The sequence below is a fragment of the Parapedobacter koreensis genome, assembly GCF_900109365.1.
Taxonomy (GTDB): Bacteria; Bacteroidota; Bacteroidia; order Sphingobacteriales; family Sphingobacteriaceae; genus Parapedobacter; species Parapedobacter koreensis.
Map to the genome: position 1 here is coordinate 95,925 of NZ_FNZR01000004.1, position 15,768 is coordinate 111,692.

Here is a 15,768-nt window from a genome sequence, read left to right on the forward strand (position 1 = left end):
TAATCAGGACAGCTGCTCCGCTTGTCTTACTGGATTTTAATTTTGGTATCCGGGATTTTGGAGGATAGTTCCATTGCTCACATCGATTTCGTTTTGTGGATAAGGCAGCAAGTTGTGCATGGCCGGATTGAACGTCCGTGCAGGCTTATAGCTTCCTTCTGCGGGTGTGTTGTTATACACTTCGGCAGCCAGTCCCCACCGTACGAGATCAAAATGCCGGTCGCCGCCTTCGAAAGCGAGCTCCATTTTGCGTTCGTACATCAGATCGTTGAATGTGGGGGCGTCAATAGGCGTTAAATTTGCCCGGGTGCGCACTTTGTTGAATGACGTTGCGGCTTCGGCAACGCCAACCGTGCGATTGGTGGGGCCACCGCCATTGAGGTTGATGATGGCTTCGGCATGGAGGAGCAGGACATCGGCCAGCCGTACGGCGGGTACGTCCAGACCGGGATTCCAGTTTTCATACCGGGTGGCGTAGGGCTGCATAAACTTAATACATACGACATCCGATTGGTTGTTTGGCGCACGGAGCACATCCGTAGTGCCGTTGTAGGTGACGACGTCGACATTGCGCTTTGCCACGGTGGCCTGCCGCCGGATGTCACCGGCTTGGTAGCTGTCATAAAATGCGTTGGTGGCACTCACCAACCGCCAGCCAGCACCCAATTGCTCGTCGTGGTCGCCGCCCCATACGTCGTTGGGCAGGTAAAGGATGGGCGTGATGGGATAGGAGCCAAACCGTGCGCCGAGCGACCAGAGGTGTTCGCTTGCGGTCTCATGCTCAATGGTAAACAGCTCGGCATAGGAGCTGTGCAAGGTATGGAACCCGTCGTTGATGACCTGCTCGGCAGCGGCCCGGCATTCGGACCATTTCCCTTGGTAGGCGTAGGCCTTGGCCAATAACCCCCAGGCGGCGCCAAGGCCGGGCCGTCCTTGTTCGTGCTGCATCGAGAGCTGGCCCGTTGCAGCCGTGAGGCTGCTTTCTATCACTGCCCATACATCAGCCGCCGAACCCCTCACCGTCGCTGCATCGCTGTTTTCCGGATCGTAGATGGGTACGCCGCCATACCGCTGGATCATGGTAAAATACGCATAAGAAAGTAAGAAATTGGCTTCGCCTAATATCCGTCGTTTCTGGGTTTCGTCCATTTGAATGCTGGGCACGTTGTATAAGACATCGTTAGCCCGTTTGATAACCTGGAAATACGAACGGTAGCTATTTAAGCTGAGGTCGTTTTCCGTGTTTTGGAGGGCGCGGAATTCGCTCATGGCAATGAAATCCGAATAATTGTCATTCATGTAGCCGATATCACTGAAGGCTTCCATACCGCACCACTCTTCGCCGCCGAGGGCTTCTTCATCCTGCAAGGGGGTATAGACGCCCGCCAATGCACTTTCGGCTTGGGCGGCAGTCTGCCAAAATACGGCATCGGTGAGTTCGTGCGGCTCGTTTTCCAGAAAACTGTCGGAACAAGATGAACCGAATGCGAGCATCAGGAGTGAGAATATATGAAGGTATATTTTCATGACTGTAACGTTAAAAGTTAAGGTTTACACCAAAAATGAACGATTTTGCTTGTGGGTAGGTGCCGCGGTCTACGCCGTACATATTGCCGCTGGTTCCGGAATCGGCACCAACTTCGGGGTCGAAACCTGAATAGTCCGTGATCGTAATGAGGTTTTGCGCGGTAAAAAACAGTCGCAACCGGGAGATGCGATCGCCGAGGAACCGCCCGTTTTGGAAGGTATAGCCCAGGGAGGCATACTTCATCCGTAGAAAGCTGCCATCTTCGATAAAGAACGTGCTATAGGCGCGGTTGTTATTTAAATCCCGTACGGATACGCGTGGGACGTCGGTACCTGTGTTGCTTGGCGTCCACCGGTTGAGGATATCCGTGCCGTTGTTGTAGCTGGTACCCTGCATGAGCTTGCCGCCCAGTGTCAGCCCGTTGAAAATCTCGTTGCCGCTGCTGCCAATCCACATCATATCGAAATCAAACCCCTTATACGAGGCGGCGAAATTTGCCGAATACGTGAGCGATGGGAAGCTGTCCCCGGCGATTGTCCGGTCGTCGGCGCTGATGACACCATCGCCGTTGATGTCTTCAAATTTGATGTCGCCGGGCTGCGCGTTGGGCTGTATGGGATTGCCAGCGGCGTTGGTGTAGGCGGCTACCTCCGCTTCGCTTTGGAACAAGCCGAGCGCATGTAGCACATAGAAATGGCCAAGGGGTTCGCCTTCGGCCATCCGGCCTACATTGGTATTTTTGTAATTGGACAGGAACAGCGCATTGGAGCCGGAAACGCCCATGGATACCAGTTCATTCTTGACGTGGCCGACGTTGCCGGTGATGCGGTACGTGAAGTCTTTATTATTGGCACTCGAATAGCTCGCCGACACTTCAAAGCCCTTGTTGGATACTTCGCCAGCATTGACAAAAGGCGCGGTGGAAACCCCGTAGGAGGCCAGCAGGGGCACGCGCACCAGGATATCCTCCGTAAGCTTGTCGTAATAGTCGAACGCCAGCGATAGCCTATTGTCCAGCAGGCCAATATCTACGCCGACGTCGGTTTGCGAGGTCACCTCCCATTTGATGGATTGGTTGGACAACCGGTTTTGGGCAACTGCGGTGAAGATGTTGCCATTCAAGGTAGGCGATCCCACGCTGCTGATGGTGCTGTAATACTGGTAGTTGGAAATCTTGTCGTTGCCAAGCTGGCCCCAGCTGCCGCGAATCTTGAACTCATTGATGATGGGGCGGAGCGACTCGAAAAAGGTTTCATTCGAAAGGCGCCAGCCTGCGGAAACGGAGGGGAAGGTGCCCCAGCGGTTATTGGGACCGAACTTAGAGGAACCGTCGCGGCGGATATTGGCCGTAAACAGGTACCTATCGCCATATGCATAAGACAGCCGGCCGAAATAGGACATCAACGAATAGTCGTCGGCGCTTCCACCCACGTTGTTCGGAAAAGATCCGGCATTGTCGAAGTAACGCAAGTTGGGATCCTGGATGCTAAATTGCTGCGCTGTTCCACTGGATGTCCATTCGTTTTTGCCGCGTTCCAACGACATGCCTGCGATGCCGGAAAGGTGGTGGCCGCCCAGTTGTTTATCCCAGCTCACGGTATTGTTCCAGATCCAGGTGTCGTTGTTGCTGAAATATTCTGACAAGCTATTTTGATTCAGTCCGCGGCCGCCATTTTGTGCGATGGCCACAAAACTCTTGTTTTTCGATTGGCCGAAGCTATACGCGAAGTCCGACTTGAGCGTGATAAAATCGAGCAGCTTGTACTCGCCGTAGAAGTTGCCCCGGATATCGGTGCCCCGGTTGCGGTTGTCGCGGCTGTCGAGGGAAGCAACGGGATTGGGGAAATCGCCGGACGGCGCACCGTAAATCTCGTTTGCCTCATCCTGCCATACGGGGATATTCCGCATATTGAAGTAAGCTGAACTGAGCACGCCATCATATGCGCCGCGGAATTCGGCTACTTTCGACGTGGTGACGGCCAACATGATGTTTTCACCCACGGAAAAGTTTTTGAATAGCTCATGCTGGCTGTTGATCCGCACGTTGAACCGCTTGTAATAGGTGCCGTTGACCACGCCATTGTTGTTGGTATTGCCTAAGCTAAATAAGAAGTTGGAACGGTCGGTACCGCCGGCAAAAGACAAATCCTGGGTGGAATTGTAAGCGGTCCTGAAGACCTCATCGAACCAATTGGTACGGGTGACGCTGTTTTGTGGATTGTTGTAATAGTCCCATATGGATTCTGAAGCAGGGGTACCATCGTTGGTGAGTGCTTCCGTGTGAATAAGCACCATTTGCTCAGCGGAGAGCGACTCGGGTTTTTTCCAGACTTGCTGTATCCCTTGGTTGGTATTCAGGCTGATGGTCGTCTTTTGGTTGCGGGTACCTTTTTTGGTGGTGACAATAACGACCCCATTGGCACCGCGCGCGCCGTAGATAGCGGCGGATGCAGCGTCTTTGAGCACGGAAATGCTTTCGACATCGGCGGGATTGAGGTTGCCGATGCTGCCGATAATGCCATCGACCACGTAAAGTGGGCTGTTGTCATTGATGGATCCGGCACCACGGATTCGGATTTCGACGCCGGCCCCGGGTTCGCCGGAATTTTGCACAACGGTGACACCGGGCGCTTGCCCTTGCAAGGCGTGCGAAACGGTCTGGTTGATGCCTCGATTGACTTCCGAGGCATCAATGGTGGCGATGGCGCCGGTGAGGTCGGAGCGCTTTTGCGTGCCGTAGCCGACGACGACTACTTCATCCAGCGCAGTTTGCCGCTCGCTGAGCGTGATGGTCATAAAGGTAGCGCTGGCCGGTACTTCGAGGGGTTCATAGCCAATGTAATTGACTACTAAAACAGCATTTGGGCTAGCTGCGGTGATGGAAAACCGACCGTCTCCATCGGTACGCACCTGTGTGCTGGTGTTTTTGATGCTTACGGTGGCACTCGGTAGCGGGGTGCCTGAAGCATCAATAACGCGCCCGGCGATTGTTTGCTGGGCGGGTGCAGTGGTAACCGGGCGGACGGCAATCTCCGGTGCCGAAGCCGGGCGGGCGTAGCTGACAGGGAAGATGGCCGAAGCCATGACCCACGCCGTTGCAACGCCCAAGCGTGAACATTGAAGGGGTGAAAAGGTTCTTTTCATATGCATGAGATTAAAAAATAGTCGACTGATGCCTGACAACGATGCACGACCCATTTGATGCTATCAATAAATTGTGGTAACGCGGGCTGTTAAGGTGATTATCCGTTCACTTACTGTGTGTTAATTGCTGCCAAAAGTAAATGTGGCATGTGAAGTGGACATGCTATCAACATAAAATAATTGTGAAGTTGAATGAGAAAATTACTCGTCCCGCAGGCTGTCGACCGGATTGGCCAGGGCTGCCCGGATGGCTTGTCCGCTCACGGTAAGTAATGCGACGATGATTGCGGCGAGCCCCGCCACCGCAAATACCCACCACGAGAGGGTAATGCGGTAGGCAAAATCGGCCAGCCATTGCTCCATCGCCCAATAGGCAATGGGCGAAGCGATGGCGATGGCGACCAGCACCGACTTGACAAAATCTTTGGAGAGCAGGCCTGCAATACCCGATACCGTGGCCCCGAGCACCTTGCGGATACCGATTTCTTTGTGCCGCCGCTCGGCGCTGAAAGCAGCCAATCCGTACAGACCCAGGCACGACACCAATAGGGCGAGTACGGAAAATCCGGCAATCAAGGTAGCGGCCTGGTAATCCTCACGGTATACCTGCTCAAATTCTTCGCTCACAAACTGGTAATCGAACGGCTCATCGGGCAGGTGCGTATTGAACACCTGCGCAGCTGCGGTAAGGGCTTCGGCTTGCCGCCCGGGAACGCTCTTTACCGAAAAGGAGTTGGCGTACCACGGGTTGTTGCCAAATATCACGGCACCGATTTTTTCACGGACACTCAAATAATGGAAATCAGCGACTACGCCGATAATCCGGCCCACTACGGTGTCTGAACCCAGCGAAAGGCGCTGGCCGATGACGGGCTCGCGGATGCCCAGTTGATGGACGGCGGTCTCGTTGAGCACGTAATTGTGCTCGTCTTCGCGGCTATCCGGCAGAAACCACCGCCCGGCCGTTACCTCAAGCTGGTAAAATCCGTCCAACGTGGATCCGATGGGGAAGAAAGTGAGCGGATAGACCTTGTTTTCGTCGCGGCCATCCCAGTCAAAACCACTCCATTCATTGCGCATATCCACTACGTCAACGCCGGAATTGACGGCGGCATCTGCGATACTGCTGTGGGAGAGCAACTCTTGCCTGACGTTTTCGAAATAGGCACGCTTTGCCTCCATGCTGAGGTCCCGACTGGGGCGAAATAGGAAACTAAATACCTGTGATTTGTCGTACTGGTCGTATTGCCTATCGATGAATCGCATCTGCTGGTAAATGACCAGGGTGCCTGCTATGAGGGCTACCGAGATGGAAAACTGAACGACCACCAGGGCCTTGCGCAACAAACTGTCTTTAACAGGGCCAAAGCTGTGCCCGCGCAAGGCGGCGATGGGCCGGAAGGCCGATAATAACAGGGCAGGGTAGATGCTGGCCATCACGAGCGTGGCCAATAAGGTGCCGCCGTACAGTGTCCACAGCGATGGGTCGGCCAGCGACAGGACGAAGGAAAGACTGGTGAGCTGATTGAAAAACGGCAGGAACGCCCAGGTAAGCAACAACGCGATGAGCAAGGCGATGGTGGCCAAGAGCACGGTTTCCATGACGAACTGCGCGAACAGGTGCCGCCGCTCGGCGCCAACGATTTTCTTGATGCTGATTTCCTTGACGCGTACGGTGGCCTTGGCCGTGGTGAGGTTGACATAGTTGATGCAGGCCACGACGAGAAGGAGGACGCCGAGCAACAGCAGTACGCCGGTCATCGGCCGGTTGCCATGCCGGAGGTCTGTAAAATCGAGGTCATTTTCGAAATGCAGGTCGCTCAGCGCCCGCAGGCTCAACGTGTCGCTTTCGCGCCAATGCTCGGGTGCCGTGGCCACGACCCGTTGGACGACCCCATCGGGCGACGCACCGGGGGCGAGCTTGATATACGTGCTATAGGTATTGAAGTCGTCTTGGAAGTCTCTTGTGCGCCAGAGGGGATCGGTATGCCGCGCGGCTACGGGTAAGTAGACGCTGTAGTGGAAGCTGGAATTCGTTGGCGGATCTGTGATGATGCCCTGTACGGTATACGCCGTGCCGTCTACGAGCAGTGTCTTGCCCACGGCACCTTCGATTTTGCCCATATACTTGATGGCTGCGGATGCCGTGAGGATGAGGCTATGCGGATGGTTACGGAAGGGCTGGGGCCTCCCGGCGAGAAAATCGTAATGGAAAACAGCGAACCAATGGGCATCTACATAGGCGGCGGCCTTTTCTTTGAGAAGCTGATCGGCATTGCCGATACTGGGTAGCACGCCGGTAATGGGGCGCATGCGGGTGAAAGCTTGCACATCGGATAGCTGACCGAGGATTCCTTCGCCCCACGTGTAGGGTGTGCTGGCACTGGTGGTGCCTGCCCGTTTAGCATGCGATGTCAGCCGGTAAATCCGATCGGCATCGGGATGGTAGCGATCAAAGCTGTATTCGTTTTTGACCCATAGGAAGATGAAAAATGCAGCCGTCATCCCCACAGCCAGGCCACTCAAATGGATGACGCTGTTCGTTCGTTGGCGCAAGATGGTGCGCCAGGCCGTTTTTAAGTGGTTTTTGATCATTTTTTTACGCTAAAATCATTCATCTCGCTATGAATCGATCCCGATATACATCGGTATATCCCCATTACTCGTCCCGCAGGCTGTCGACCGGATTGGCCAGGGCTGCCCGGATGGCTTGTCCGCTCACCGTGAGCAATGCGATGATAATCGCAAGGAGTCCAGCTCCGGCAAATATCCACCACGCTATGTCAATGCGGTAAGCGAAATTTTGCAACCACGTGCTTACCGCCCACCAGGCAAGCGGGACGGCGATGAGGATGGCCACCAGGACAAGCTTGACGAAACCCGTAGACAGCAGCCGGACAATGCTGCCCACCGAAGCGCCCAGCACTTTGCGGATACCGATCTCTTTGACGCGTTGCTCAGCGGTAAACGAGGCCAACCCAAATAATCCCAAACAGGAAATAAAGATGGATAGCGCAGTAAGTATACCGACGATTTCGCTTACGGTGCTGTCTGAGCGGTAAAGCTCGGCAAAATGGTCGTCGAGAAACTGGTATTCGAAATCCCGTTCCGGTACGAGTTTATTCCACGTCGATTGGATGTGGGCGATGGCGTCGGATGCCCGCGCGCCATTGATTTTGACGGATAGCTCTGAAAACCCCCAGTCGCGTTGGTTGAACAAACACAGGGTTTCGATTTTGTGGTGGAGTGAATTGAAGTTGAAGTCTTTGGCAATGCCTACGATTTGGGCGGTGGAATCTACGCCACCGAAGCCAAAATGCCTGCCCAGCAACGATTCGACGGGTTTGCCGGGGTAGTCTTTCAAGAGCTCCTTGGCCAATGTCTCGTTGATGATAAATGCCTTGCCGTTGTCCGAAGCGTAGTCTTGATGAAAATCACGCCCGGCTATGAGTTGAATCTGGTAGACGTTCAGGAAATCGGGGTCGACGATGATTTGGGAAGATGCCAGCTCCCGCACGGGACCCTCACCATGGAATCTTACCCCAGTCTGGTGCAGGTTGTTGCCCAGGCGTTGCTGCGAGGCGGTGACTTGCGTAATCAACGCGTTGCTGAGCAATTGCTGCTTGAGCGCCTCGTATTTGGGGTATGACTTGTCGTCCAATGGCACCGTCACAATCTGTTCGCGGGTAAACCCGGGATCGCTGCGCTGCATGTAGCGTAGCTGCTGGGTAGCAAATAAGGTGGCGATGATGAGAAAGATGGCGCTGGAAAATTGCACCACCACCAGCACATTCCGGAATCCGAATTTTTTCCGTCCGGTTTCTGGGGATCCCTTGAGCACCTTGGTCGGCTGGAAGCTGGATAGGTAGGCTGCCGGATAGAGGCCGGATAATATCCCCACGACAACGGTTCCTGCCGCCACCAACAGCAGAAAACCCGGACGGCTCCATAGCGGCATACCAATTTGCCGCTGGCTAAGCTGATTGACATAAGGGAGGAGCAACGCCACGAAAGCGAGGGATAATAGCAGTGCAAGGAAGCTCAATAAGACCGACTCGCCGATAAATTGCAGGTACAATTGCGGCCGCTTTGCGCCTGCGGCTTTGCGCACGCCGATTTCTTTGGCGCGGGACGCAGCCTTGGCCGAAGAAAGGTTGACGAAATTGATGGCCGCGATGACCAGTACAATGATGGCAATGAACGAAAATATGGAGGTATAATTGCCATCGAACTTGGCGTGGTTGAGGTAATCGTGCGTGATATCCGCGGAGCGGGCGTGCACGTCTTGCAGTGGCTGTAAAAAGAGTTCGTAGGCCTTGGCCTGTTCTTCATTCATGTGGGCCTGCAGGTAGGCAGGGAATTTTTTTTCCAGCGCAGCGATGTCGGTGCCTGCGGCAAGCTCCAGGTACGTCGTCAGCCAATTGCCGCCCCAGTTGCCCATGAGTCTTGGATCAGCAAAGGTATTGAACGAAATGAGCCCGTCAAATTGCAGGTGGGAATTGGCAGGCATATTTTCCAGGATGCCGGTGACGGTAAGGAGCAGGGTGTCCTGTCCGTAGTGGGCAATGGTCTTGCCAAGGGCATCGTCAGCTCCAAAAAGCAACTGCGCGCTGCGTTCGGTAAGGACGAGGCTATTCGGCTCATGCAAAGCCGTGGTCCGGTCCCCGCTGACGAGCTGGAAATCAAAAAGCTCAAAAAATGTCGAATCGGCCCATGCCGAATGGGCCAGCGTGACGCGCTTTTCCCCGAATTGAAGGGGTAGCTTGCCATTGGGCCTGACCCGCGTGAAATTGATGACTTCGGGAAATTCCTGCTGCAGCGTGGGTCCCATCGGGAACATCGACAAGGCCACGTTTTGCGGGGCAACCATGCCCTCGAATTTCTGCACCTCATTCAGCCGGTAAATATTTTTGGTATGAAACCCATCAAAGCTTCGTTCGTACGATACGAATAGCATGATGACGATACAAACGGCCATGCCGGTGGCCAGTCCGGTCATGTTGATCAGCGAATAAAGTTTGTTTTTCTTTAGGTTTCGCCAAGCGATTTTGAGGTAGTTTCGCAGCATAACTTTATTTTTTAATGGTCTGCCAGACTTTATTTGAAATGCTAAAGCACTTATAAGGCCAAAATTTCAATCTATTGATAATAAGTGTGGTAATAAGATTTTAATAACGTAAATGTCCGATATCGGACACCTATTTGTTCAGTATCGGACAGTGGGGCCAGGCTGCCGCATTTGCTGCTCCATTGGTCTATTATTTTGGTCGTTGGTCTACTATTTTTCGGTGTTGCTTCGCATAGGCGTAATATTGCTAAGGATTAATTAATTCGTATTGTTTTATGTAAAAAGTCATGTGATGAACAACAAGACATTCAGGCAAACGTTTTTGAAGCTATTGGCGCTTGTCACGGTATGTTTCGCCGGATTTGGTTTCACGGCAAAGATGGGATTGGACAGTTATGAGATATACCTCAATAACACGCTCATCTTAAAACAATTTGTAAACCAGCCGCTGAACCTGCGGAAGCTCCAGCTGGATAAAGCCAAGGAATCGGACCAACTGCGTATCTATTACACACATTGCACCAACAAGGGTGTAGGCACGGGCAGGCGCATCGTCATCAACGATCAGCAGGGCCATGCATTGAAAACATGGGAGTTTGCGGACGTCAATCATGCAGATGGCGGCATGGTGATAACCGTGAAGGCGCTACGCGAACTGGAAAAACGCTATGCAAACCGCCAATTGAGCCTTCATTACCTGACTGACGAGCATCCCCAAGGCGAACTGCTCGCCCGCGTTGCACTTGAATAAACGGGTTTTTTATTCGTAAATTGCAACATATGGTTGGATCGGCTTTAGCGAATGGTTTCAAAGGTCAGGGGCGCTGGATTTACCTGGGTTACTGGGTAATGGTGACCCTGATCTTTCTGTATGACCGTACCTACCTGATCGAAAAAGCCGGACTCCCGAATTTTTTTGCCTGCGTGGTGGTGAGGGTGGCGTTGCTGATTGCGCTGGCATGGGCCAATATCCACTGGCTGATACCGCGTTACCTCTTGCATGGTAAGTACGGGCAATACTTTGCATTGGTGGTTGCATTGATTGTTGCTTATTTGGTGATACAGAGCCTCTATGACCATTACCTCTTTGGCTACGTGCTGGGGCCCAACCGGAATGTGCGCCTTTCCACCTCGTTGATTTATAATTTTACCCACACTTCGCTTTACTTGCTTTTGACGGTGGCCTTGAAATTCAGTATGGACTGGTACGAGCAGAAAAAAGTACTGCAGGAGATACGCGTGGAAAAATTGCAGGCCGAGGTAAACTATCTCCGTGCGCAGGTAAACCCGCATTTTCTCTTCAATGCACTGAACAATTTATATGCATTGACCATCAAGAAATCGGATGAGGCACCGGATGTGGTACTGAAACTTTCGGAGTTGATGGAATATATGCTGTATGAAAGCGATGAAGCCTATGTGCCGCTGGAAAAGGAAATCAACTACCTGAATAATTATCTTGACTTGGAAAAGATCAGGCAAGGAAACCAAGCGGATATTCGTTTGGTGGTAAGCGGCAATGTGGATAAGTGCCAGATACCACCTTTTTTGATACTCCCATTGGTAGAAAATGCCTTTAAACATGGCATCAGTAGGGCTGTACGCAATGCATATTTGCATATCCACATTGCTATCGGTGAGCAGCTCGAAGTGCGGATAGCCAATAATAAAGTCGGCGTCCGGCCGCACCACAGCAACGGTGGTGTCGGCCTGGCTAATTTACGGAAAAGGCTGGAACTGCTGTATGCTGGCAATTATGACTTGCACATCGTGGACGGCGCGGATCGGTACGAAGTAACCTTAAAAATCGTACAGCCATGCTAAATTGCGCCATTGTTGATGACGAACCCCTGGCTCAGGAAATCCTTGCGGGCTACATGGCTTCGCTGGATCGGGTGCAGCTCGTCGGTCGTTTTAGCAATGCCTTTGATGCGCGGGCATTTTTGGAGGATCATACCGTAGACGTATTGTTTTTGGATATTGAGATGCCGGAAATGAGTGGAATTGATTTTTTGAAATCGCTGCCCCATCCACCCATCACGGTATTCACTACGGCTTTCCGTGACTACGCGTTCGAAGGATTTGAATTGGGAGTGATTGATTTTTTGCTGAAACCGATAGCTAAACCCCGTTTTCTGCTGGCGCTTGAAAAAATCAGGGACTTCTTGTCGCTGAAAACCGAAGATGCCGATTTTGAGCTCAGCCGGGATACGCCGGAATTTATTTTTGTGAAAAGCGGCGTTCGGCAGATTAAGCTATTTTTTGCGGACGTGACCCACATTCAAGGACTGAAGGACTATGCCATCATCTATGCGGCAAGTGGTAAAATTGTTGTAAAAGGTTCAATCAAATTTATGCAAAAGCTTTTTCCCAGCCCACGGTTTATACGGGTGCACAAATCATTCCTTGTGGCAATGGACAAGATCAAACGCATCGAAAAAAATCGCATCATCATCGGCGACCATCAGATACCCATCGGGCGGAACTATAAAGATGAGATGGGAAAAAAGTGTCAGGCCCGCTCATAAGCCGTCTTCAGCCAATGGAGCGTCTCTTGATCGATGTCTTCCGCCGAGTGGAGGTTGATCTTATGCGAACACATGGCGTTGGCAGTTGCAATGGCCTCCAACTTTCCCTGGGCTGGTTCTCCCTTGAGATTCAGGCCGATTTCAAACCGGGTCTTGGTGGCTGGTTGGAGGATGGCAAATTGTTTCTTGCGCCGCAGGCTTACGTAGGCGTTCTTTGGAGCGATTTCCACGTCGTTGCCAAATCCGTTGATTTCACTGATTAACCGGTCATACAAAGGGCGGAGGTGTTCTTTTCCCTGGTATTGTTTTTGGATCAGTTCATCTTTATCATCCACGGAGGCTGCATCTGTCGCCCGTGCCTTCAGTGCCACAAAATTGGCAAACCCGTGGGTGAAGCCATGTTGTTCTTTCAGGAATTTGACGATTTGCCCATGTTTCTCGAAATTTTCTTGCTTTACGAGCGCTATCCAGTACTCGAAAGCCTTTCCTGTATGCTTGTACAGGTTTTCCATCATTGTTTTTTCGGCCTGTTCCATTACGTCCAATTTTTCGAATCTTTCAATGTGGTGATGTGTGCCAAATGGTGTTCGCAATGCCAGGCATACAAGGCGGTGGCTTCGTCCAAGGCCAGTTGCTTACCTTGTTCGGGATGGATGAATACACGTTTTAAAGCCGTTGGCTCCAGCGATCTGAGCAATGCTGCCCACCGGGCATGCAGGCCGTCCAGCAAGATCAACGAGTACGTGATGTCCAAGGCTTTGGTATCGGCAAGCTCTGCCCAACGGTCTTCATAGTAGGGCTTGATGATGGGTGCATCTTCTGTAAGTGCCAACTTAAAACGGATAAAACTGTTCATGTGGCTATCGGCGCAATGGTGGACGACCTGCCGAACTGTCCAGCCCTCGGGACGGTAAGGGGTATCGAGCTGTTCGCTTGTAAGCGTTGCTACGGCTAAGCGTAGTTTGGTAGGGAATGAGGCAATGGTATCAATGGCCGAGGCGACAACACGGCCGTCCAAGGGCTCGGGTTTGGTAAATGGGCCTATCGGATATTTTAACTGATAGATGGCGACAGACATGGCAATTGATTATGTCCAATAAAACTAAAGAAAAAAGTTGGGACTATTGGGGCATCTGCGCAAAAAATCGTATAATTGATGAATGCGAATACTTATCGTGACAGATGAAACCGGTCTTGGCTGGTTCGTCAAACAACAGTTGACCGAAAACTTTACTTGCAAGGTACGTATAGCCGAGAATAATAGCGAAGCCCGGGCAATCATGCCTGAATTTTTGCCGCAGCTCTTGCTTTGCGATGTGGATTTAAACGGCGTGGGGGATGGAATGGAATGGATAAGGGAATTGCAATATTCCTATCGTTTTGAAGTGATTTTGGTGACGCCATATTGCTTGAACACGGGCATTCTGCGTGCAACCGAAATACAACCGGCGAATTATTTATTCAAACCGCTAAACCCGTGCAACATTTTTGCCGCAATCAAGCTCGTCGAACCCCGTATTGCCGCTGATCAGCTGGGGCAGGCACATGATGGTGCTGTATCACGCCCCCCTACGCCACTGAACGCAACGGATCTCAAAGTAATCCGGCTGATTCTTGAACGAAAAACAACAAACGAAATTTCCGAGGCCCTTTTCCTGAGCCCATATACCGTTAAAAACCACCGGCATAACATTTGCCGTAAGCTGGGCCTGAAAGCAGAGAACAACGCGTTACTAAAATGGGCGCTGAAAAACGAAGCCAGGATAGCGGATTACCACCAGCCTCCCGCTTGGTCGCCGCCTGTGGCGGAATGCTGATCGGGGGCTGTAGGCGGTTTTGTCGCGCCCGTACTTTTCAGTGCCTGATTGTTGACGTTGTTTTTACCCGGTGTCTTGCTGTGATTAGTTTTACCCGGTGTTTTGCGCACCTCATTCAAGGCTGAAGGTGACATTGCAGCCGGCACCTCTATCGGTTCAATGGCAGGCGTGTAGCCATTGCCCAACAACTTTTCGGCTAAGCGTATTTTCTCAGCCAGCAAGCTTGCCGGGGCTTCATCGATCACCGACATGGTGCCATTGATGATGGCACCGGATTCGATAGTCGTGGATTTTGCAGCAACGGCACCTTCGATGATGGCCGTTGAAGCAATCAATAGGTTTCCTGTACAGGTAATATTGCCCGTTACCCGTCCTCTAATTACACCTTCGGAAGAAACGATCGCACCTGAAATATACGCATTTGTCGCTACGGTAGCCACTTCGCGGACGTAAAAATTGCCTTGCCTTTTATTGACAAGGATCATTGACGTCAGGGAAATAGTGTCTTGTTCGGTGACAATTATTTCATTTTGCTGGGGCTCTTGCGCTTCCGACGTACTTTTTTTAAATGCTTTTTTCTTAAAGAAATCAATCAATCTAATAGGTTTTTGTTTCCTCGTCATCAAAATTAGTCACAATCGTGGTAGCATTCCCGATGTCAATTCCAACGGCTGACTTACGTTTTCCATGGGCGACACGCAGCGAATTGAGTGCATAGCCCGTACTGGCGAGGGTTTCGGGATTATCCAATACTTCCAATTGGGCAATGCCTTCAAACTCATTGCGGAAACAATCAATCAAGTCTTGGTAATACATTGCGCCGCCACAGAGGTAAATCCGGTTGGTCTTCATCAGGTTGGCATCGGTAATGACATTCCTTAAGTTGGGTGAAATCACCTCGTTGTAATAGGTCTGTATCGCATTTCTGCGTATTTCCCGTAAATCGATGTTTTGGCGGTTTAGGTATACGTACCCGCGTTGGAAGGCGTCGTCAAATAAGTGTGCATTCCTGAATTCCAGGTAATATTTGCTTCTTAACTCATTGATGAGGATATTGACCGCGTAGCGGATACCGTGTGTACTGACCATGGTTTGCTCAATGATGCCGGAATCCGTGCTTAAGATGGATTCGAAGGTACCAAAGCCGCAGCTCAGTACGAAAAAACTGCCTGTCGCTTGTGTTTCGCCTTTTCGTATGCCGATAGTACAACCTACGATTTCCGGGATGACATCCACGTTCTGCACTTCCAATACTGCTTTTTTCTTGCCGCCATTATTGAAGGTAGACGCATCAAAATCGAGCAGGTGTGTTTGCTTGAAAAAAGCGGCGGCTTTTTCTTTGTAAATATGGTATGTAGAATAGGGAAAGCCTGTAGTGACGGTAATGGGCTGTTCCACCGCGCTTTGCACCAAAATAAGCGCCGCCTTGCCGAGTAATTGATAATCGGTATCGTCGGGAGAAGAATTTATGATCTTATGGGGTGATTGCCCCTCATTCAACGCTAAATCACCACAAATGTACCATTTGTCATTGTGCAAAATCTTGAGTCCATGCAACAGGTCTTTTGAAGTATTCGTAAGGACAGTGTTGTTGTTTTCTACTAAACTGGAAAATGATTGTATTGAATACATAGTGAATGAATTTGAATGTTTCTATTTCATGTTTATACTTGGCATTGGCCA

General features: G+C 51.4%; 12 protein-coding genes. 4 read left to right on the plus strand and 8 right to left on the minus strand.

Features of this window, described 5'->3' with window-relative positions:
• Positions 1-36: 36 nt before the first annotated feature.
• The 4 genes from BMW65_RS11690 to BMW65_RS11705 all read right to left on the minus strand — a co-directional run bounded on the left by BMW65_RS11690 (position 37) and on the right by BMW65_RS11705 (position 9,740).
• Positions 37-1,527 carry a RagB/SusD family nutrient uptake outer membrane protein gene (locus BMW65_RS11690; RefSeq protein ID WP_090605598.1) on the minus strand — a complete coding sequence of 497 codons (1,491 nt, stop codon included), beginning with the start codon at positions 1,525-1,527 and terminating at the stop codon, positions 37-39.
• A gap of 10 nt (positions 1,528-1,537) precedes the next feature.
• Positions 1,538-4,672 (minus strand): SusC/RagA family TonB-linked outer membrane protein, encoded by a 3,135-nt coding sequence (locus tag BMW65_RS11695; protein ID WP_177181100.1) that lies wholly within the window; start codon positions 4,670-4,672, stop codon positions 1,538-1,540.
• Positions 4,673-4,873: 201 nt separating this feature from the next.
• Positions 4,874-7,267, minus strand: a complete 2,394-nt coding sequence (locus tag BMW65_RS11700) for an ABC transporter permease (protein WP_090605601.1) — start codon at positions 7,265-7,267, stop codon at positions 4,874-4,876.
• A gap of 64 nt (positions 7,268-7,331) precedes the next feature.
• Positions 7,332-9,740, minus strand: a complete 2,409-nt coding sequence (locus BMW65_RS11705; protein WP_090605602.1) for an ABC transporter permease — start codon at positions 9,738-9,740, stop codon at positions 7,332-7,334.
• A gap of 292 nt (positions 9,741-10,032) precedes the next feature.
• Between BMW65_RS11705 and BMW65_RS11710 the strand changes: the two genes are divergently transcribed.
• From BMW65_RS11710 to BMW65_RS11720, 3 genes are read left to right on the plus strand one after another with little or no spacing between them, the layout of a single operon-like run.
• Positions 10,033-10,491, plus strand: a complete 459-nt coding sequence (locus BMW65_RS11710; protein WP_090605604.1) for a hypothetical protein — start codon at positions 10,033-10,035, stop codon at positions 10,489-10,491.
• Positions 10,492-10,520: 29 nt separating this feature from the next.
• Positions 10,521-11,564 (plus strand): sensor histidine kinase, encoded by a 1,044-nt coding sequence (locus BMW65_RS11715; RefSeq protein ID WP_090605605.1) that lies wholly within the window; start codon positions 10,521-10,523, stop codon positions 11,562-11,564.
• A complete protein-coding gene (locus tag BMW65_RS11720) occupies positions 11,558-12,268 on the plus strand; it encodes a LytR/AlgR family response regulator transcription factor (protein WP_090605607.1) in 711 nt (236 codons plus the stop codon). Before BMW65_RS11715 ends, BMW65_RS11720 begins: the two co-directional genes overlap by 7 nt.
• Here the strand turns inward: BMW65_RS11720 and BMW65_RS11725 are convergent.
• Both BMW65_RS11725 and BMW65_RS11730 read right to left on the minus strand, forming a co-directional pair.
• Positions 12,253-12,804 carry a DUF5655 domain-containing protein gene (locus tag BMW65_RS11725; RefSeq protein ID WP_090605609.1) on the minus strand — a complete coding sequence of 184 codons (552 nt, stop codon included), beginning with the start codon at positions 12,802-12,804 and terminating at the stop codon, positions 12,253-12,255. The genes BMW65_RS11720 and BMW65_RS11725 overlap by 16 nt on opposite strands.
• On the minus strand, positions 12,804-13,346 hold the full coding sequence (locus BMW65_RS11730; protein WP_090605610.1) for a YfiT family bacillithiol transferase: 543 nt from the start codon (positions 13,344-13,346) through the stop codon (positions 12,804-12,806). Before BMW65_RS11730 ends, BMW65_RS11725 begins: the two co-directional genes overlap by 1 nt.
• A gap of 82 nt (positions 13,347-13,428) precedes the next feature.
• Between BMW65_RS11730 and BMW65_RS11735 the strand changes: the two genes are divergently transcribed.
• A complete protein-coding gene (locus tag BMW65_RS11735; RefSeq protein WP_090605612.1) occupies positions 13,429-14,085 on the plus strand; it encodes a response regulator transcription factor in 657 nt (218 codons plus the stop codon).
• Here BMW65_RS11735 and BMW65_RS11740 read toward each other — a convergent pair.
• Positions 14,040-14,708, minus strand: coding sequence for a polymer-forming cytoskeletal protein (locus BMW65_RS11740; protein WP_090605614.1), 669 nt, complete (start codon positions 14,706-14,708; stop codon positions 14,040-14,042). The genes BMW65_RS11735 and BMW65_RS11740 overlap by 46 nt on opposite strands.
• On the minus strand, positions 14,683-15,717 hold the full coding sequence (locus BMW65_RS11745; RefSeq protein WP_090605615.1) for a ParM/StbA family protein: 1,035 nt from the start codon (positions 15,715-15,717) through the stop codon (positions 14,683-14,685). The genes BMW65_RS11740 and BMW65_RS11745 overlap by 26 nt, the downstream gene beginning before the upstream one ends.
• Positions 15,718-15,768: the final 51 nt, after the last annotated feature.